At 38.7% G+C, this 20,462-nt stretch carries 20 protein-coding genes and 1 pseudogene; 2 read left to right on the top strand and 19 right to left on the bottom strand.

Going from position 1 to position 20,462, the window contains the following annotated elements; translation table 11 throughout:
• Window positions 1-58 precede the first annotated feature (58 nt).
• The 8 genes from rsfS to N8N51_RS07385 all read right to left on the bottom strand — a co-directional run bounded on the left by rsfS (window position 59) and on the right by N8N51_RS07385 (window position 5,386).
• On the bottom strand, window positions 59-412 hold the full coding sequence (gene rsfS, locus N8N51_RS07420; RefSeq protein ID WP_125454847.1) for a ribosome silencing factor: 354 nt from the start codon (window positions 410-412) through the stop codon (window positions 59-61).
• On the bottom strand, window positions 413-1,006 hold the full coding sequence (yqeK, locus tag N8N51_RS07415; protein ID WP_125454846.1) for a bis(5'-nucleosyl)-tetraphosphatase (symmetrical) YqeK: 594 nt from the start codon (window positions 1,004-1,006) through the stop codon (window positions 413-415).
• A complete protein-coding gene (locus N8N51_RS07410; RefSeq protein ID WP_061759533.1) occupies window positions 1,006-1,635 on the bottom strand; it encodes a nicotinate-nucleotide adenylyltransferase in 630 nt (209 codons plus the stop codon). The genes yqeK and N8N51_RS07410 overlap by 1 nt, the downstream gene beginning before the upstream one ends.
• Window positions 1,636-1,685: 50 nt before the next feature.
• Window positions 1,686-1,997: a ribosome assembly RNA-binding protein YhbY gene (gene yhbY / locus N8N51_RS07405; protein ID WP_000060169.1), complete on the bottom strand. Its 312-nt coding sequence runs from the start codon at window positions 1,995-1,997 to the stop codon at window positions 1,686-1,688.
• Between the two features lie 212 nt (window positions 1,998-2,209).
• A complete protein-coding gene (gene yqeH, locus N8N51_RS07400) occupies window positions 2,210-3,316 on the bottom strand; it encodes a ribosome biogenesis GTPase YqeH (protein WP_125393191.1) in 1,107 nt (368 codons plus the stop codon).
• A 2-nt stretch (window positions 3,317-3,318) separates the two neighbouring features.
• Entirely contained in the window at window positions 3,319-3,846 is a 528-nt protein-coding gene (locus N8N51_RS07395; RefSeq protein WP_000963748.1) for a YqeG family HAD IIIA-type phosphatase, read from the bottom strand.
• A 16-nt stretch (window positions 3,847-3,862) separates the two neighbouring features.
• The gene (locus N8N51_RS07390; RefSeq protein ID WP_000242267.1) at window positions 3,863-4,768 is read right to left on the bottom strand and encodes a magnesium transporter CorA family protein; all 906 of its coding nucleotides are present in this window, start codon (window positions 4,766-4,768) and stop codon (window positions 3,863-3,865) included.
• Between the two features lie 57 nt (window positions 4,769-4,825).
• Window positions 4,826-5,386, bottom strand: a complete 561-nt coding sequence (locus tag N8N51_RS07385) for a mechanosensitive ion channel family protein (protein ID WP_261103911.1) — start codon at window positions 5,384-5,386, stop codon at window positions 4,826-4,828.
• A gap of 152 nt (window positions 5,387-5,538) precedes the next feature.
• On the opposite strand from N8N51_RS07385, the gene sstT reads away from it, so the two are divergent.
• On the top strand, window positions 5,539-6,744 hold the full coding sequence (sstT, locus tag N8N51_RS07380; protein WP_261103910.1) for a serine/threonine transporter SstT: 1,206 nt from the start codon (window positions 5,539-5,541) through the stop codon (window positions 6,742-6,744).
• A 67-nt stretch (window positions 6,745-6,811) separates the two neighbouring features.
• Entirely contained in the window at window positions 6,812-7,765 is a 954-nt protein-coding gene (locus N8N51_RS07375; RefSeq protein WP_045612193.1) for an aromatic acid exporter family protein, read from the top strand.
• A gap of 50 nt (window positions 7,766-7,815) precedes the next feature.
• Here the strand turns inward: N8N51_RS07375 and asp5 are convergent, their stop codons facing one another.
• The 11 genes and pseudogenes from asp5 to N8N51_RS07320 all read right to left on the bottom strand — a co-directional run bounded on the left by asp5 (window position 7,816) and on the right by N8N51_RS07320 (window position 20,318).
• The gene (gene asp5 / locus N8N51_RS07370) at window positions 7,816-8,040 is read right to left on the bottom strand and encodes an accessory Sec system protein Asp5 (protein WP_261103909.1); all 225 of its coding nucleotides are present in this window, start codon (window positions 8,038-8,040) and stop codon (window positions 7,816-7,818) included.
• Window positions 8,041-8,044: 4 nt separating this feature from the next.
• Complete coding sequence (gene asp4, locus N8N51_RS07365) at window positions 8,045-8,224, bottom strand: accessory Sec system protein Asp4 (protein ID WP_261103908.1); 180 nt, start codon at window positions 8,222-8,224, stop codon at window positions 8,045-8,047.
• Window position 8,225: 1 nt separating this feature from the next.
• Complete coding sequence (gtfB, locus tag N8N51_RS07360; RefSeq protein WP_261103906.1) at window positions 8,226-9,563, bottom strand: accessory Sec system glycosylation chaperone GtfB; 1,338 nt, start codon at window positions 9,561-9,563, stop codon at window positions 8,226-8,228.
• On the bottom strand, window positions 9,556-11,067 hold the full coding sequence (gene gtfA, locus N8N51_RS07355) for an accessory Sec system glycosyltransferase GtfA (protein WP_261103905.1): 1,512 nt from the start codon (window positions 11,065-11,067) through the stop codon (window positions 9,556-9,558). The genes gtfB and gtfA overlap by 8 nt, the downstream gene beginning before the upstream one ends.
• Window positions 11,068-11,078: 11 nt before the next feature.
• Window positions 11,079-13,448 carry an accessory Sec system translocase SecA2 gene (secA2, locus tag N8N51_RS07350; protein ID WP_261103904.1) on the bottom strand — a complete coding sequence of 790 codons (2,370 nt, stop codon included), beginning with the start codon at window positions 13,446-13,448 and terminating at the stop codon, window positions 11,079-11,081.
• Complete coding sequence (gene asp3, locus N8N51_RS07345) at window positions 13,441-13,881, bottom strand: accessory Sec system protein Asp3 (RefSeq protein WP_261103903.1); 441 nt, start codon at window positions 13,879-13,881, stop codon at window positions 13,441-13,443. The genes secA2 and asp3 overlap by 8 nt, the downstream gene beginning before the upstream one ends.
• Window positions 13,878-15,410 (bottom strand): accessory Sec system protein Asp2, encoded by a 1,533-nt coding sequence (gene asp2 / locus N8N51_RS07340; RefSeq protein ID WP_261103902.1) that lies wholly within the window; start codon window positions 15,408-15,410, stop codon window positions 13,878-13,880. The genes asp3 and asp2 overlap by 4 nt, the downstream gene beginning before the upstream one ends.
• A complete protein-coding gene (gene asp1 / locus N8N51_RS07335; protein ID WP_261103901.1) occupies window positions 15,394-16,974 on the bottom strand; it encodes an accessory Sec system protein Asp1 in 1,581 nt (526 codons plus the stop codon). Before asp1 ends, asp2 begins: the two co-directional genes overlap by 17 nt.
• A 9-nt stretch (window positions 16,975-16,983) precedes the next feature.
• Complete coding sequence (gene secY2, locus N8N51_RS07330; RefSeq protein WP_261103900.1) at window positions 16,984-18,195, bottom strand: accessory Sec system protein translocase subunit SecY2; 1,212 nt, start codon at window positions 18,193-18,195, stop codon at window positions 16,984-16,986.
• A 689-nt stretch (window positions 18,196-18,884) separates the two neighbouring features.
• A pseudogene (locus N8N51_RS07325) lies at window positions 18,885-19,763 on the bottom strand (glycosyltransferase family 2 protein).
• 3 nt (window positions 19,764-19,766) lie between these two features.
• Window positions 19,767-20,318, bottom strand: a complete 552-nt coding sequence (locus tag N8N51_RS07320) for a hypothetical protein (protein WP_261103899.1) — start codon at window positions 20,316-20,318, stop codon at window positions 19,767-19,769.
• Window positions 20,319-20,462 lie beyond the last annotated feature (144 nt).

Below are 20,462 nucleotides of genomic sequence, written 5' to 3'. Positions count from 1 at the left end.
ATCCATTTTCTTCTAAAATAAGTAAAGAAACCCAGTTGACTACAACTGAGTTCATCTTCTAAGCAAGAGCTTCTGAAATATCTACCGAATTTGCCTCATGCCATAGCTTTTCTAGGTTATAGTGGGCACGCATTTCTTCTGAAAAGACATGCACAACGACAGCGCCTAGGTCTAGTAAGACCCAACCTCCAGCCGCATCGCCTTCGACATGACTGCCTTTAAAGCCTGCTTGGGCTACTTTTTCACGGATATTATCAGCGATAGCATCCAACTGACGGCTATTCATAGAGCTAGTGATAACAAAGTAGTCTGTCACACTGGTCAAATCTTGTACATCAAGTGCGAGGATATCCTCCGCACGTTTCTCATCCGCCGCTTTCACGACTAGTTCTAGTAATTCTTTTTCGTTCATTTAGTCCTCTTTCAAATAGTGCACAAAGGCGTTATAGGTTTCAAGGGTTTGGGGATAGATGGGGAATCCCTGATGAGCCAGATACTCCACGGTTCGAGCTGTTTCGTAGGCCACCGCCTTATTAAGCGATAGACTTGCAATCTCACGCGCTACATCCACTCCAGGAAAGGCACGATTATGCTCGATATAGTCTGCGACGTAGATGACCTTATCTAAGTCTGTCATCTGACTAGACCCGACTGTATGGATTTCAATAGCTCGTAGGATTTCTGGATCATGCAAATTCAAATCTTCTTGAATCTTGTAGATGCCAACCATACCATGCCAGACATTATTGCCCCAGTTTTTGAGGTCAGGGTCTAGCTGATAACGGTCAATCAAGCCTAGAAATTCCTGATCTGATAGCTTTTTAGCGTAGTCATGGAGAAGACCTGCAAGACCTGCTTTCTCAGTATCGACCCCAAACCGCTGAGCCAGTTCTATGGCTGCACGCTCCACACCCAAGCAATGGGTTAAGCGTTTTTCAGGCAGAAGCTCTGCCATTTTTTCCAACAAAGCCTCACGAGAGCAGTTGATATAGTCTTGATAGGCCATCAGTAGAGACCCTCCTTCTCGATGTAGTCTAGCACAGGCTGAGGCAGGAGAAAGTTGGGTTTCCGACCTTGGGCAAGGAAGTCACGCACCATGCTGGACGAGATATCCATGAGAGGCACATCCACCCAGATAACTGGATAGGAAGTCCCTGCCTTGTAGCGTGGGCGCTGAACTCCCACAAACTGAACCATATCTACCAGTTCATCAATTCGGTACCACTTAGGCAGATAGTCCACCATATCGGCACCGATGATAAAGTAATAATCTGTATCTGGATTCTTCTCTGTTAAAATCTTCATGGTGTCGTAGGTATAGGAAATTCCCTTGCGCTCCAACTCAATAGTTTCAATGTCCAGACCTTCAATCCCCTCAATCGCCAACTCAAGCATCTTGAGACGATGGTGTTCAGGGATGGTTTCCTTTTTATCTACATGAGGAGGTTGGTATTCTGGCATGAGCAAAACCTGATCCAGTCCTAACTGTTGCCGTACTTGGTCCGCAACAATGAGATGGGCATTGTGAACAGGGTTAAAATTTCCCCCTAAAATCCCGACTTGTTTGCGTTTTTTCTCCTTGATTTCTGGCTCCAACTCTACCTTGGTAAAGGGAGTCAATAGTTCAATTGCCATAGGCTAGTCTCCTTTATTTCTCTGTAAAAACAGTTGTTTGGAGTATGTTTTTAGATTTCTTTGACTTTTTTAGAAATCTTGCGATTTTCTTTCTTGCTGGATTGTTTAAACAAAATCAAGATGCGTCCGATTTTTTGGACTGTATCCACACCGATTTCTTCTTCCAAGATTTCAGCTACTTCGTGGATATTTTCATCTGTGTTTTGCAAGAGCGTTACTTTAATCAATTCGCGGGCGTCAAGAGCCTGACGGACACTGGTTTTGATTTGGTCGTTAAGCCCATTTTTCCCGATTTGGATGATGGGTTTGAGGGTGTGTGCCTGGCTGTTGAGGAAAGCACGTTGTTTTGATGTTAATGACATAATTTCTTCCTTGTTTTTTTGATAGTTATTTTAGGTGGTGAGGGACAGTCGGAACTAATTTTTCAAAGATCTCATCTTTGGAAAATGGATTTCCTGACCTCACAATTGAGCCTTGGTCTCAATTGTGCCCCTTGCCAATCTACAGATTGGCAAGATCCCACGGCAATAACTATCTTTTTATGAGCTCACTTTGTTCGCTCAGTGATTTTAGTTTAAATAATTGCTTTTCGTGTGACGACGGCGACGCCTTCTGGTGCCCAGACGGCGACTTTGGCTGTGCCTGTTACACGGATCCAGCCGAGTCCAGAGATGACTAGGTCTGTCTTTTCCTTAATGTTAAATACATGTTGGACTAGTTTTGGAAAATCTTCTTTTTCCTTGCTATTTGGAGGAGTGAGAAGGCTTCCAAGGTGCTTGTCGTAGAAAGCACTAGCTCCTTCTAGCTTAGTACGATGCAATTTGAGTTCATTGTCAAAGAAGGCTGTAAAACCTTGCTTTTCTCCTGCAATAAAGTCAAAGCGTCCGAGACCACCTAGAAACAGGGTTTGTTCAGGATTGAGCTGGTAGGTTTTAGGTTTGATTTCCTTTTTAGGGCTGACATACTTGAGGTTTTTAGCCGTCAAGTAGTGGGCCATCTGGTGACGGTGGATGATTCCCGGCGTATCGTAGATATAAGATCCATCGTCAAGCGGAATCTCAATCTTATCCAAGGTTGTCCCTGGGAAACGCGAAGTCGTAATGACATTCTGGTCACCCGTGATTTCTTGGATAATGGCATTAATAAGAGTTGATTTTCCAACGTTGGTCACACCGACAACATAGACATCGCGGCCCTTACGGTAGTGTTCAATCTTGTCAATGACTTCCTTTATGGCATGTTTATTTTGTGCCGAAGTTAGGACGACATCGACTGGACGAAGACCTTCTTCGTGGGCACGCTCCATGAGCCACTGGCTAATCTTGCCCGGTTTAACAGACTTGGGCAGGATATCTTTTTTATTTCCTACCAAGAGGACATCATTGCCTGAGACAAAACGTGGCAATCCTGGGATAACAGAGCCATTAAAATCAAAGATATCAATGACATTGACCACTAAGGCATCACTGTCTCCCACCTCGTGCAAGAGCTTGAGAAAATCATCGTCCGTCAACTGGACATCCGTGATTTCATTGTAGTGGCGGAGACGGAAACAGCGTTGGCAATAGACTTCACCAGTCTCCAAACCTTTTTCAAGTGCCGACTGGGGAGTAAAACCAAGACCAGACTTGTCTGTCGTCTGAATGGTTGCTCCACAACCAATACAGAGAATTTCTTCCATAGTTAAATTCCTTTTTTATATGTAATCGGTCCGTACTTTTCAGTGATTTTTCGCATCACACGGCGCTCACGAGCTCGGTTAATCTGCGTTTTGATCGAGTCATGTTGGACCAAGGGTTTGACTAAAATCGAGCGAATGCCAGCACGGTGGGCTGCTCGAATATCTGTCATGAGCTGGTCACCAACCATGACTACTTCACTTTTCTCATAGTGGAATTCCTTCATGGCACGATCAATCCCAAATGTGAAGGGCTTCAGAGCCCAATAAACGTAATCAATTCCAAACTTCTCAACTGCACGTTGAACGCGCTTTTTGGTGTTATTTGAGACTACGATAATGCGAATGCCCGCGTCCCGAAGGTCATGTAGCCATTGCTTCATCTCTGGCGTCCCATCAGGGTTGTTCCAAGCAATGAGGGTATTGTCCAAATCGACCAAAACAGCCTTGATTCCCTGCGCCTGCAGACTTGGGACTGTCAGATCATAAACTGCTTCCACAGCAAAATCTGGCATGTAATTTTCAATCGCCATTCTGGCTCCTTTTCTTTTATTTTCTAGTAATTTTCTTCAGCCATTGAGATAAGGCCACCCATAAAATCAAGCTAGTCATTAAGATATAAATCCAAGCATTTGGCTCTTCTGTAAATGGTAGAGGAACATTCATTCCGAAGAAACCTGTAATAACCGCAAGTACTGCTAGTAAGACGGAGATAATAGTCAAAATTGACAAACTATCATTCAAGTTATTGTTTAGGATGTTGTTGTAAGAAGCTGAGAGTTGTTGCAAGACTTGAGAAATCAAGTCTGTCATAGACACCAACTGATGGGCTTCAATCATGGCATCATCAAACTGCTCTCGTTCGACATCATTAAATCTCCGATAAAGAGCATGGCCCTGGATATGTTCCAAGAGGAGTCGATTTTGTTTTGCTGCTGCTGTCAAGTAAACCATACCAGTCTCCAAGTCAGAGAGGGCGAAGAGATTTTTCTTTGTTGTAGTTTGACGTAGCAAGGCACTAATTTCGTCCTTACTTTTATCCATCTCTTCAATGACAGGATAATAAGCGTTACTGATAATCTCTAAACCAGCAAAGAGAAACTTGTAAATAGAAAGCGACTCATGGCTATCCAGATAAGCTGACATCTGATCAATGACATAAGCATTCTTATGGTTGCTGATGGTAATCATTCGTTGTCTTTCGACGATAAAGGTCATGGGAATCGCTTCATAATATTCTTTGTCTTTTTCTAAATCAAGAACATTATAAATAAAGGTTACCGTCTCCGTTTCACGGTTATAATCCATATGAGCTCGTTCATTTCTATCCAGAGCATACTCAATGGTTTCCTTGTCCAATCCATAGATGTCAGAAAGATCTTCCATATTTTTAATCTTATCCACATCAAGGTCTATCCAGGTACAACCATTGCCCAACTGCTTTTCTAAAACCATCTTTTCTCCTTTATTAAACTCTTTCTATTGTACCACAAATTACTTAAAATAACAGGTCTAGTCTGTGCGTGAGAAATTGCTGACGACGGTGATATTCCGATTGGGAACGAAGTGCAGAACCTGGTCTTCTCCTCTGAGTTGCGTTGTTCGAATGCCGACGCTGACAACCTTGCCCGAGACAGTAATAGGACCATTTGTCAAAACGACCTCATCTCCCACATCCAGTTGACGTTCAAAGAGGATGAAAAAGCCATTGATGACATCAGACAGAAAACCTTGGGCTCCCATACCAATGGCCACCCCAGCAATCCCAGCCCCTGCCAGCAAACTAGAAACTGGCAAACCCAAAATAGACAATATACAGTAAAGTAAAAAGAAATAGAGGGTATAATTAAACACATTCTCTAATAAACGTGAGATGGTTTTCTGACGCCCAACATCGTGACGAGACATTTTTAGAGAAGGTTTAACAATTCTCTGCACCATGGTATGGAGCAATTTCTTAGCTATATAAAAGAGTAAAAATAGAAATAACAGAGAAATTAACTTGGTTAAGATATTTTCAATAATCGTTGTAACATCAAGCTTATTGAGGTAGGTTTGAATAAATTCTTGCATAGAAAACTCCTTTCATTTATTATACCATACTTTCAGAAGTGATGAATCTCCATAAATATTCAAAAATAATAGCAAAAATAGACAGAAAATTCTTGATTTTAGCTCATATTTATACTATAATCATAAACATTACACAACAAAAGGAGATTGTTATGAAAAAATGCATTCATGCTTGGAATAAGGCAAGCCTGATCAAACGAATTTTGATTGGTATGATTATTGGAGGAACCCTAGGTCTGACACTTCCTAACATTTCAGGAATTGGTCTACTCGGAGATCTCTTTGTTGGCGGTCTAAAAGCCATCGCACCAATTCTGGTATTTGCCCTCGTTGCTAACGCCCTTTCCCAACATCAAAAGGGACAAGATAGCAACATGAAAACGGTTATCTTCCTTTACTTGGTAGGAACCTTTGCAGCGGCACTTGTTGCTGTCCTAGCAAGTTTCATCGTACCTGTTGAAATTACCCTAAATAGTGCTAATACCGATATTGCTCCACCAGATGGAATTGGCCAGGTCCTCAGCAACCTCTTGCTCAAACTGGTTGACAATCCAGTCAATGCCCTTATTACTGCCAACTACATCGGTATCCTATCATGGGCAGTTATTTTCGGGATTGCTATGAGAGAAGCCAGCAAAAATAGTAAAGAATTGCTGAAAACCATGGCTGATGTGACTTCTAAGATTGTCGAATGGATCATCAACCTAGCTCCGTTTGGAATCCTTGGTCTTGTCTTCAAAACCATCTCTGATAAGGGAATCGGAAGCCTAGCTAACTATGGAATCTTGCTTGCCCTCTTGGTGACAACTATGTTCTTTGTGGCTCTGGTAGTCAATCCACTAATTGCCTTCCTCTTTATGAAGAGAAATCCTTATCCCCTCGTTTGGAAATGTTTGCGTGTCAGCGGTGTGACAGCCTTCTTCACTCGTAGTTCTGCGGCTAACATCCCTGTCAACATGAAACTTTGTCACGACCTTGGACTAGATCCAGATACCTATTCGGTTTCTATCCCACTCGGCTCTACTATCAACATGGCCGGGGCAGCGATTACTATTAACGTTTTAACCCTTGCTGCAGTAAATACTTTGGAAATTCCTGTTGACTTTGCGACAGCCTTTGTCCTCAGTGTTGTAGCAGCAATATCAGCCTGTGGTGCTTCTGGTATTGCCGGAGGATCCCTCCTTCTTATCCCCGTTGCTTGTAGCCTTTTCGGTATTTCTAACGATATTGCCATGCAAGTTGTTGGGGTTGGATTTGTGATTGGGGTCATCCAAGATTCATGTGAAACAGCTCTCAATTCTTCTACTGACGTCCTCTTTACTGCTGTTGCCGAATACGCAGCAGCCCGTAAAAAATAACTCATAAAGACAAGCCTGCTCAGGTCTTGTCTTTTCCGCTTTTATTCTAACTTACTAGGAAATCCATATGTCTATTAGCCAACGTACGACCAAGCTCATCTTAGCTACCTGTCTTGCCTGTCTTCTTGCTTATTTTCTCAATCTCTCCTCAGCAGTTTCAGCTGGAATCATTGCCCTCTTGAGCCTATCCGATACCCGTAGAAGTACCTTAAAACTGGCCCGCAATCGCCTCTTTTCCATGCTTCTAGCTCTAGCTATTGGGGTTTTGGCTTTTCACTTGAGCGGATTTCATATCTGGAGCCTTGGCCTCTATCTAGCCCTCTATGTGCCTCTAACCTACAAGATGGGCTGGGAAATTGGCATCACACCAAGCACGGTTTTGGTTAGCCATCTCTTGATTCAAGAGTCAACCTCTCCAAACCTTCTAGTCAATGAATTCCTTCTCTTTGCAATCGGTACAGGATTTGCCTTACTTGTCAATCTCTACATGCCTTCACGAGAAGAGGAAATTCATCACTACCACACATTAGTAGAAGAAAATTTAAAAGATATCCTCCAGCGCTTTAAATATTATTTATCCAGAGGGGATGGACGCAATCGAGCACAGCTGGTTGAAGAATTGGATACCCTTTTGGAAGAAGCCCTTAGACTGGTCTATCTAGATCACTCTGACCACCTCTTGCACCAGACGGACTACCATATCCACTATTTTGAGATGAGACAGCGACAAAGTCGTATCCTGCGAAATATGGCCCAGCAAATCAACACCTGTCACCTAGCTGCCAGTGAGAGCCTGATTTTAGCCCAACTCTTTTCAAAAATTGCAGGCCAACTAAGCCAGACCAATCCTGCTTCTGATTTGCTAGATGAAATTGAACGTTATCTGGAAGTCTTCCGTAATCGCAGTCTGCCCAAGACAAGAGAAGAATTTGAAACCCGTGCCACGCTCCTACAACTCCTACGTGAAGCAAAAACCTTCATCCAAGTAAAAGTTGACTTTTACCAAAAATATGGACAGTAAAAAAGAAAACTTCAGACCAATCACAAAAGGTGAATATCTGAAGTTTTCTTTTATTTGTAAGTTATTACCATAAAGGTTAATAATAGGACAAATAAGGCCAAACTGATCAATAAAGTAAGAACCTTTACCAAGGTGTTACTCTGCCAGTAGCTCGGCTTACCAATATTGCTAGTTGCATCCGTTGAAAACAACTGATTTTGACGAGGTTGTATGATTACCAATACAATCAAAGCAAGGGATAAAAGAATAGCTAAAATAATAAGAATTTCAATCATAGACCTACCTCAAAATTCCTATCAAAGTAGAAATCAAACCAATTAAAATCATTAAAGCTAATAAGAGTGAAAAGGTCCGACTAATCTTTTCCCCTCGAGTTGCTTTCTCTTTCTTGATCGGTTTTTGTTTCAACTCTTCCATGCGACCTTCAACGTCTTTGTAAAATAAATCTTCATCTGACATGTTAGCCTCCTAAAACAACTTTCATGGTTTCCTGATATCTCACCAAGTCAACATAGTTTGCATGTTGGCCTTGCTTCCCAAGTGCCAGACTCATTTGGGTAACATCTGAAAGGGCCAGTTTAATGGTCTCAACCAAAGCAGAAGCTTCACTACTTTCAAATAAATGGTCTGGAGCGATATAAAGTCTATTATGCACAGTTTGGTTAAATCCAAGAATCAAAAGATTATGTTCAAAAGCCTGACGCACTGCCTGCAACAACTCATTGCTGTGATTAATATCCAAGTAAATATCTGACAGTTGATACAGTTCCTGAATCTTCTGTGGACTGGCGTTCTGATAAAGTACCACATTAGGATAACGAAGCATATCTAAGAGCTTAGAAGACATCTCTGTCACCGCTGCGATACGGAAAGTAACATCAGGCAAGGCTTCTACGATTGCTTCCACTTGCTCAATCTGATCTGAATTAGTCAAGATTAAGACATCTCTTCGAAGGAAATTATCACGTTTGAACTGATAATGGTAACCCAAATGCACAAACTGAGCATGGTATTTCTCGTCAGTCAATTCTAAAGCACGTTCATAAGTCGCCTTGTTTGGAATGATAATCTTCTTAGTACGCACATCATCGCTTTCCAAAATTAACTGCATATTGCCTGGAATGGCATCATAGAGAGGCTCCTGCCATACTAAGACATCTGATCCAGACTTGTCTGGATGATGGAAGGAAACCAAGAAAGGAGTCGCTAAGGTATTAAAGATAAGCTGATGGCTATCTAATCCTAAATCTTGCAAAAAGAAAATTATAAATTCAACCTTATTTGCAAAGCAACGTATGGACTGACCAGGCAAAGTCAATAAGATATCACCCGTCACATGGTTTTCCAGCAAGACTTCCTGACCATTGACATCTTGGTAAACCGTCATAATCGGCTCACTATCAGCACTATAAGTCGTTGTAGCAAAGCAAGCTCCAAAGCGATTATAATGATCAACTTGACGGACTCGACCTTCCAGATCTTTCCAGTCCACCTGCTTGACTAAACGAGCCTGCATTCCATCTGCATAATGAATAACAGCCCTCTCCTGCGTCACGTCTTCAATACGAGCAGATTGATTATCTCCTAAAATCTCCCAAAAATCTGGAACAGGAACTTGGTTGAAATAGAGAGGTTTTCCCTTTTCATAGCCTAGATAATAGGTAAATGGGGAGACCAAACCATCAGGTAGAAAACCATCTGCATCGATGACCACTCCAAATTGAGAAAAACCAGTAGCTACTAAACTTTCATGTAAATCTCGACTTTCCTGAGTATAACAATCATAAAGTTCAATCATGGAGCACCTCCTCTACTGTTTTCTTCCACTTTTCTAAAATTTCTTTGGTTAAGAAGCCTTCTGCAATCTGATAAGAATGGGCACGCATAGCTTCCAAACGATTTTCATGATACAATTGACAAATCTTAGCTGCATAAGCTTGCTTGATTTGGTCTTCCACATGGTCAGATGAACTTGGAATCAGATAACCATTTTGCCCATCTTCTATAAAGGTCTGATTACCATAAGGTACATCAAAACCGATTAGGGGGAGACCTGATCCAACAGCTTCCATCAAGGTCAAACCAAAGCCTTCGCTGGTAGAAGCCGTCAAGTAGACTTCATACTGGCTATAAATCTGCGCAAGATCCGCATGCCCCTTGAGCTGGATATAATCCTCAGCCTGATGATTTGCAATAATTTCTCTAAGCAGAGAATCTTCTCCTCCACTACCATAAATATCAAAGGTTAATTCAGGGATTTCCTTACGCGCCTCAATGACCGCCTTGACCAACCAGTCAATGTGTTTTTCTTTGGCAAGACGTGAAGCGGTAATCAATGAAAATGGCTTACGTCCTTGACTTGACTCTGTCAAGGAATCAATACTTCCTACAGGAATGGTAACAACCTTTGGTTGGTGCTGGGTGTATTTGGCAAATTGCTCTTGCAACACTTCATTTTGTCTATCAGTTGATACGATAAAGAAGTCAACCTTATCTGCATTTGTAAATTGGTAATCATAATAGTTGTTCCAAAGGATGTAATCCTCATTTGTAGCATTTTCACTATAATGCTCCGCATGAACAACAACCGCTAAATGCGCCGCTTGCGCTTCCTCAAACACAACCTGTCCAATGCCTGTCTCCCTATCAAGAATGACCAAATCAGACTTGTTCAAATTCAAGGATTTCATAAAAGCACGCATAAAGGCTTGCTTTCCATAGAAAATCTTATCCTTGAAACGATAAACTTCTTCCTTCCCTTGATTCATCAAGATATCATAGGCCGGAGTCCCGTCTTCATTGTAAAAAGTCCGTTGGTATAGAACTGCAACATTGTCCTTAGGAGCAAAGTATTCGGTACAATAACGCGTATAAGAAAAATAATCCTTACGAATCAGTTTTCCTTGAAAGACATACTCGGCATGTTGAACCAAGTCCTTGTTCTCATCAACCAAATAACAGGTGACAAACTTATCTTGGTCAGAAAAGAAGACACGCAAGACCTTGCCATTCTTTTCTCTACGACTTTCCACACCGCCGAAAATAGCCAGGACATCATCCACTGTCACACTAGTTGGTGCAATCTTGATATCTGTAAAGTGATTATAAAGCCAGATAACTTGCTCATCATCAAAACCAATATTGGCTGTTAAGTGCTGAATATTATCAGCTAAAATCATATCTGTAAAGATAAATTTAGAGGGTAAATTCAAACTTCGAAAAATACCGGCACGATAGGCTTGAGCATATTCTACACCGCTACTAGCCCAACCAATTCCTAAATTTATATTGTAAATTGTCATATTTTCTCCTCTTATGGAAAATGAGTCACGATTTCACCTTTTGGAGTGACCTCAACCAACCCCATTAGGAGATTACGCACCATATCCACACGAATTTGTTCCTTCATGGTTTCAAAGCCTGCATAGGCTTCTTGATAGTACTCTACAATAGGATTTTTCTGGGCAGCAGACTGACCGCTAATAGCCATAGATAATTGCTGAAGATAATCCACCTGCTCTACCCAATTATAGTCAATGGCCTTAAGTAGGGAAAGTCGTAAAAACTGTTCATATAAATCATGCTGTTCAAGTAAGGTTCTTTTTTCAGAAAGTTCTTTATCAATAATCTGCTTAATAAAAGAACGAACTTCAGTTTTATTTGTTACATCAATATCTTCTGGAAGTTCTTTAACATGAAAACTAATATTAGTTACGATAAAGTGAAACAACAATTCTCGACTCTCGTATTTTGAAGAAACTACTTGATCTATATAGGTATCAATAATTTCTCCCACAACATGCTCTAAATCACGGGAACCATCTATTAATCGATTCCTCTCTTTATACATCATTTCTCTTTGAATATTCATACTCTCAGCATATTCCAGAGTATGAATACGTGCCGAACGTCCAGCACTATCACTAGAATATTGTGCTTTAGCAACAAGATTACGATACTTACGTCCCTTTAAAACTTCTGGTTGTGACATATCTTGAACTTGATAATCTTTATACTTCTTATGTACCCAAGATGGACCATATTTCTTAATAACATCATCCTCCAGAGATACAAAGAATTTACTCATGCCAGGATCTCCTTGGCGACCAGAACGTCCACGGATTTGAAGATCAACACGCTGACTTTCCATCCGCTCTGTTCCGATAACAATTAAGCCCCCCAGTTCTGCAACTCCCTTACCAAGTTTGATGTCTGTACCTCGTCCTGCCATGGAAGTAGCAACTGTCACAGCTCCCATCTGACCTGACTCTGAGATAATTTGTGCTTCACGCGCTACATTGTGAGCATTCAGAACATTATGGGCAATCCCTTCTCGTAACAAAAGCGATGAATACAAATGGGACATTTCTACCGATCCAACAAAGACCAACAAGGGATTCCCCTTTGCATGGTATTCTTTGATGTACTCCAAGGAAGCATATACTTTTTCAGGTAAAGTAACATATAAATTGTCTGGATAGTCAATTCGTTGTTTAGGGCGGTTAGTAGGAATCCGTACAACAGCCATATTATAAGTCTCTCGAAATTCTTTTTCCGCAACTTTACCTGTACCTGTCATACCAGAAAGTTTATTAAACATTTTAAATAAACTCTGATACGTAATAGAAGCCATAGCACGCGTCTCTGGAGAAAGTTTGACATGCTCTTTAGCCTCGATTGCCTGATGAAGTCCTCCTTGTAGTTTAGTTTGTTCTAATAAACGTCCAGAACCTTTATCTACAAGAACCATCTCATTGCCCCTAATAACATAATCTTTATCTTTTGTATAAAGCTTATGAGCCCTCATTGCGTATGCTATGTGGCGAGCAAAGACCGCATTTTTTTCATTATATAGATGGTCAATCCCGAAGAAACTTTCCGCTTCCTTGGCTCCCTGTTTCGTTAACCAAACTTCTCCCTTCTCCTCTTTGTAAATAAAATCTTCACCTTCTACTAGCGTAGTCATAAGAGTATTAACAATACCATAATGATTAGACTGAACTCTAGGAGCTCCAGCGATAATTAAGGGAGTTTGGGCGCTATCTAACAAAATATCATCTATCTCATCAATAATCGCATAATTAAAGGGACGCAAAAATTTACCTTCCTTATTCGATGCTAAATTATCATTTAAATAATCAAAACCCAAGTTACTATTTGTTGTATATATAATATCAGAGTTATACATCTCCCTCTTTTCTTCAACAGAGAAATCTTTACCACTTTCTACAAAAGGAACTCCTATTGTTAAGCCTAGAAAACGGTAAACCTCTCCCATCTCCTCAGCATCTCGCTTGGCAAGATACGCATTCGGGGTAATAACCATTGTCCCTTTTCCTGTTAAAGCATTAAGGTAAACAGGCATCGTTGCTGTCAAAGTTTTTCCTTCTCCAGTACTCATTTCAGCGACGTTTCCCTGATGGATAACGATTCCTCCCATTACCTGGACATCATAAGGAAACATCCCCAGCACACGCCTATCCGCTTCACGAACAACTGCAAAAGCCTCTACCAAGAGATCATCCAAAGTTTCTCCTTTAGCCAGACGTTGGCGAAACTCCACTGTTTTAGCAGCCAATTCTTGATCCGACAAAGATTCCATCTTATGCTTTAGAGCATTGATTTTTTTTAGAATTTTTTTAACTCTTCTAAGTTGAAAACTCTGATAAACCTCTTTAATCACGATTAATCTCCTCAATAGAAAAAGAATAAAAATCCAAAGATTCAAAGCCAGCACTTAAGAGATGAACTTGATAGGTGTGGGCTTCTTCAGGGTAAATAAACGTAAATCTTTTATTTTTTTCAATTTTTTCTTCAATTACATCACCATATCGATCAAAAAATGTAATTGATGTGTACACACCTTTTTTAGGCTGGCAGTCAAATTTCATAATTAATTGATATTCTTGTTTTCTTTTCAACAATGGAAGGCTTGGTTGTTTTCGAGCGGCTTGATAATTCGTATGCGAAACCCAACCTTGAATTTTAGTCCCTGAAGGAACTAATGGATTATATATGCTTACATGAGAGTCAGAATGATAGGTCACCTTCGTACCGTAAATATACATATTTAGTCTGTCTCCCCATTTGATATCTGGTCTCTGTCTAATAATCATACTTCACCTCGTCCAAATCCTGTTTTCAAAACCATATGATAGAAATGCAAAAACCAGGCAACATTTTCCCCAGTATCATCATTATGTCGACCAGAAGTACCTCTGGATAGTATCTTAGCACCTGTATTACATAAATGTTCCACTAACTCTTCGTAAGCCTGAGGATCCATATCTTCATCCTTCATATAGGATAGACCAAAGGTTGTGTTTGAAAAATCTGCTTTTTTGAAGGATTCCCAAAAATATTGATCCAATTCAATCATATGACTAGAAGCCACTCCACCTGTTTGATGTCTTAAAATATCAAATCCTGTATTAAACACTCCCGGTGCATCCAAGCGACCACGTCTTGCAATCGTTCCAATATTCGTCAAAGGTTTCCCAACAACAACGGCATATGGCTCAAAAAAAGAGCCATAATAAAGCGCTGGAAAGGTCCCCATAGAAAGTCCCGATAAAATTAAATCACTAGATGTCAGGCCTAAATAGTCAAGGTAATACTGGATGGTTTTTCTAACCTTACTTTCTAACTCTTCACTTCCTATATAGAAAGCACCACCTTCTATACGAGGATCTGAAAACAGAAGGAAAGGACATCCTAGATTTTTCATCATCCAATAGCCTTCAAAACCTTCCGCAGGTCGATATCCTGAAAAATAAATAGCTAAAGGCGGTTTAAAATCTCCTGGATGGAAGAAATAGTTAATTTCATCTCTTTTTTTATCATGAAGAGTATTTCCACCTAAAACGAATTTACCGAATTGTTTTCTACTCCAACGTTGATGAAGATTTCCAATTTTTAGTTTTCCCTTTCCTCTTGCCTCGATAGAAAGTGCCAAATAGGCATTATATGTTTGCTCAATCAAAATAGTAGAATCCAAATCCGACTCTTCAAACACAAGATCCTCTGTAATATCAGAAATCGATCCTTCAAAGATCTTTTTGACACGAAATCTAAACTCAACTCCTGATTTTTTTTCATATTCAAGCCATAATTCAATCGGTAAACTACGTGTTACAGTAATATTATAACTCCAATATACTACCTGAGAAAACTCCTCACCAAAATCTCCCTCTAATTCTATATATTCATGTCCTTGATAAGATACATTTCCTTGAAACGAATGGTGAACTTGTATTGTAGAGGGTTTCATTTTATCGCCATATCCTCCTCCAAATAGAGAAGTCGATAAATCTTTTAATAATTTTTCTGGTTCGGAGAAATCAATAGCTCTTGCACAACGTTTTTTTAGTAAATCTAAGATGTCTGAATCATTTGATTGAAAATCTTGAGGATAAAAAACTGTATAAGGATCTAAATTTTTAGAAAAAGGTAACAAATCACTCAAATAACGCCCATCTTCTATCAAAACAGCATGAAAACTTGAAATCTTATCTATCTCCATCATTTTGCGAACGGCAAGAGGTGAATCTGGACAGAAGTAGTACCAATCCATATTTTCAGGAATATCATAATGGTGTTTCCAGTTATCAATTCCTATTTGTAAAATTTTATGTTCCCTCACCATTTGTTACTTCTCCAATCCAATAATGCAATTTTTCTAAGAAACGTTTCCCTGTATGCTCTTTAATTTTGTCAATTGTAAAAATTAGCGACTGATTCCATTCCTTGAGTGTATCTAGATAATGAGACATAGCCTTGTGAAGTTCTGATACTTCCGAAAGAAGATAGCCATTCTTTAAATGCTCTACATAAACTGTCTTGACTCTATTAATTTGAGGAATCCCCGCACTTATGGCAGCTATCTGTGTATAAAGATGAGGCTGAATACTAAGATCAATAATCAAACGTACATATTCTAAATTTTTAATTAAGTCCGACTCATCATACATATTTATAAATTGATAACGTAAATTCTGATTCTCATTTTCTTCTAATGGATTCTCAGCCTCTCCATAATCTAATTCTTTTTCAAAATTGGCTACATGGATACGTTTAGAAATAATATCTTGCACCAACTCTTCAACTTGACTCATTTGTTCCTGATTTGCTGCAAAAGTACCAAAAACTAATTCTGTATCGTCTGTCTTAGCAACATATGAAAGAACTTCATAAATCCCTTCTTCATCAAGTCCCTCTTCAAAATTAAGATGGAAATAAATAATCGATTCTTTCTTTCTTTGACTTTTTCCAAGTCTTAAACGAGTATCAAAAGGAGACAGATGTTGAAATTTAGAATTTTTTTCAGGATAAAGGTTCTGTAACTGTTGAAGACTATCCTCTCTATCCACTAGAACTAAATCAACTTTTTTACAAAAAATACCCAATTCACTTAAACTTTCCTGAGGGTTACGACCAATGAAAAGACTCAAAATTTTCGTACTATTCTCCGGCAAACGAGATAAGACAAATTCATTATGTTTGTCGTGAGAAGGTAGTATATAAATATCATCCGCCTTATATTGTTGCAAGAGTTTTCTTTCAAAGAATTCCGCAATCAATTCTCCTATATTTTTATAACTTGTTTTTTTATATTGATAAGAAAAAATAGGATTTACTTCAACTCTTCCATCTTCTTGCAGATACTCTCTGAATTGCCAAATTCCTTTCAAATTCAAATAGTCTTGATAAGATGGCGCCCCATCTTTAAAATAAATCACACTCGACACAAAGCCACGATCATCCATTATATAATGTTCAAGTAACTGACCATTCTCATGAAAATATTGAATATCACTTATGAAGCCTTCCGTTCCCTGCTCCACTTGAGCATACCGTTTCCCTTGTTTGTAAACAGTGATTGCAAACGGACTATATAGGAATTCACACTCTCTATCCCATTCAATATCCCACATATTCAACACTTGTACATGTGCATCATGCAAATCCTGCATGTCATCAAACACAGAATAAACAGATGCCTCTAAAACACCATGACGATGTAAAAAATAGCGTAGATGAGGATGATAAGCTAATATCATTAGGTGGGAGGTGATTTCTTGTCTTTGAAACAAACGAATCTGATTGAAAGTATCATCGAATTCTAGTTTGAAGAAACTGCGATACCACGGTGTAATATCCGCATGCCACTGTCGCCCTGAACCGTACCAAGATGGAATAAAATAATACATACTGTCCTCCTAAATTAATGGTTTATAAGTCTCATTTAGTCTCAGAGCTATCAGTTCTTCTCTAACCATAAAAATCATTCCAAGTAGCATAAATAAAAGACCTGGAATCATTGTCAAGCGTAAAAAACGCTCATCATATAAAACAAAAAGCATGGGAAGCCCTGCAATAATAATACTATACACAGCTCCAATAAAGGCAAATCGAAAAATTAATCGATTAATAAAACGACTCGTGTCCTCCCCTGGATAAATCCCATAGATATACTCACCTGATTTTTTCATAGAATCAGCTATCTGTTCTCCACTCATACTAGTAAAAGCAAATATAAGGTTAAATGCAAACAACATCAAAAGATAAGTATAAATCCACAAAGGTTTTCCCATTGTAAATTCCCCTATCAATGTTGTATAGAGTGGATTATGAGAATCAAACATTCTAAGTAACATCAAAAGATAAATTGGCAAGGTCATAAAGGTCATAACATACATATAGGGCATCCCTCCCGCAGGCGTCAAGGACATTTCAAAATAAGAATAACGCTTAAAACGACTGTGTAAGCCAATTTTATTTACCCCCACACGGTAACGAGCACGATATAAAATGACATTGACGTAGGTAGAAACAAGTGCAAATAAAACCATTAAAATGACAACCCAGGCAGGAGGGGTTAATATCTGAATAGAATTAATAATATCTTGGGGCATATTGATGATCATGGAGGTCAGCATAATTAACATCGCTCCTCCAACACCATTACTAGCATTAATATCTGACAGCCATATCAAGAAAAAACTACCTGCACATAACAGGCTGATATTTAAGATATAAACGAGTACAGTTGAATAGGATGATTGGATAGGTAAACTTAGAACTACAGCTGCTGACTGAATAAGAGCAATCACCAAAGTTAAGTACATCTGTCGTCTATCTTGTAATTCCTTTCCACTTCCAGCGAGTCCCTTAAAAAGTGAGAGCATAGTCCATAATATCATAGCAGACATCCATGGTGAAAGACCAATAGAAAAAAGGGAGAGACTACTTAAATTCCCACCTGTAAGAGCGGTTGAGAATGCTAAATAAGCGGTCGTTCCTCCTAGAAAATCTCTACTATTCAAATCAACAAAAGGTAAACTAATTCTACTACCCAATACATATATAAATAATAGAAAAAAACTAATACTCAGTTTTTTTAAAATGATGGATGAAAATATATTTCTCATAACTGACCCTTTCCACAAATGATTACAATGTTACTATTTCCCCATCATTATAAGTAGGGATGCTTGCTTAGATATCTACGAAAACAGAAAACAACCGTTAGCAACTAATTCAGCTACCTCATGTGTTATGCATATTTATTATCGACAAGCGCTGTTTTAAAACTAATTGACTTAACTAAAGAATACAAGCACAAACAATAGTTAAATAAAGGAAGAGAAACTTTAAAATCACTCTATTTATACTCTTAGAAAATCTCTTCAAACACGTCAACGTCGCCTTGGATTATATATGTGACTGACTTCGTCAGTCTTATCTACAACCTCAAAGCAGTGCTTTGAGCAACCTGCGGCTAGTTTCCTAGTTTGCTCTTTGATTTTCATTGAGTATTAATTCCCAAATATAATAATTATATCAAAAAAAGCAGAAAAAATCTGCTCATAACTACTAATTTTTCTCCTCTCTCCTAGGTCTTATCGACTGAATACAAAGACTTTGATTTCTCATTTCTCAAACATTATATTTCAGAAATTAGTTCATCTTTTCCATTCAGAAAATATACTTCTAACTCCTCTATTATCTAAAAGGCTGAGTCAGTAGTATATCTATTTTATGATAAAATATCGCCTTGGGTAAATGAAAATCATATCATTTATCCCTGCTCCTCAATTTTCTTAACAATCTTATGGATTTAAGGATTTATATTCACTTCTAGTAACAACATAACCTCTTCAATATATCTCATCACTTCTCTATGTTCAAGTTGATCAAGTTCCAAGTCTGTTTTTATACGGTGCAATTCACCCTTAAGACTATTTACAAAATTATTTGTATCAATCCCTCTAACTCCAAGAAAAGAAATGAAATTTAAGCGTTGCTGAACATCCGATTTAATATGTTTCAAAGTATTATATTTTGAGATTGTAAAATCTCTACGATAAATATAGGTATCTCTATTCGAAAAAACTGACTTTTCAGCAATTAGGTATAATTTAAACCAAAATTCCATATCCTCACCTAAATGAGTAGGTTCATTAAACCATATCCCGTTCACGATACTTTTACGTACTAATTTACAAGCAGCAAACCTAAAAGAACAATCACTATTATCCAAAAATACTAGTTGGTTCATCAATTCCTGCCTACTGAACACTTTTTGGTGTTCTACTCGTTTAAAAGCATGAAAAAGCCACTGATTTTTAGACATGTCATAAGTCCTATAAGAAGAGACAGATATATCAGCAGTTTCTTGAATAATAGCAGAATACAGAACTTCTAGATAATCAAACTCTACCCAATCATCCGAATCAACAAAGGTAATGTACGCCCCCCCGAACGTTCGATTCCTAAATTACATGCCGAGGAAACACCGCCATTCATTTTTTCAAAATAACGAAAACGAGCATCTTTATCAACATATTCTCTACAAATGCTAGCAGAAGCATCTGTTGAACCATCATTAATCATCAAAATTTTGATAAGTTTGATTAAGTAAACTATCAAAACATTGTCGTATATAGTCCTCAACATTATAAATCGGAACAATTACGCTAATCAAATCTGGTATCATTAACTATTCCCCTCCTAGTAGAAATAACGTTTCTTTTAACCATCTCATATCTTTAGATGTAGATGAATTGCTTTCTAAAAAACCAATTCTATAGTTTAAAAGCAATCTGAGATTTTCAATATAATCTTTTGTATCTATATTTTTTGCTGCAAGAATTGATATAAATTGTAGACGTTGTTGAATATCACTACAAACAATTTCTGGATTAAGATAGTTCTGAACATCACTATATTTTCTGAGAGTATAAGCATCTCTATTTAGATAGACCACTTTTTCAGAAACAAGATAAAGCTTATACCAGAATTCCATATCCTCTCCCAACTGGGTACTTTCGTTAAATCGAATCTTTCCTAAAGCAATACGAGATACTAATTTTCCAAAAACATAGCTAAAGGAAGAATCTCTATCTAACCTCGGTAGCGCAAGAAGCAAGTCCTTTTTATTGAAAATAGATTCTGTACAGTCTTTCTGATAAGCATGAAACTCTAACAAACCTGTATTCGTACTAAAAGTTTTATATGTTGAAACTACTATGTCTGCTTTTTCCTCAATCATAGTAGTATAAAGTCGTTCTAGATAATCTGAATCTACCCAATCATCCGATTTTATAAAGGTAATGTACGGGGGGGGGGGGGGGGGGGGGGGGGGGGGGGGGGGGGGGGGGGGGGGGGGGGGGGGGGGGGGGGGGGGGGGGGGGGG

Source organism: Streptococcus mitis (assembly GCF_946188685.1).
GTDB lineage: Bacteria > Bacillota > Bacilli > Lactobacillales > Streptococcaceae > Streptococcus > Streptococcus mitis_CC.
The sequence above is the reverse complement of the archived record's forward strand: the minus strand, read 5'-3'. Positions and strand labels throughout refer to the sequence as shown.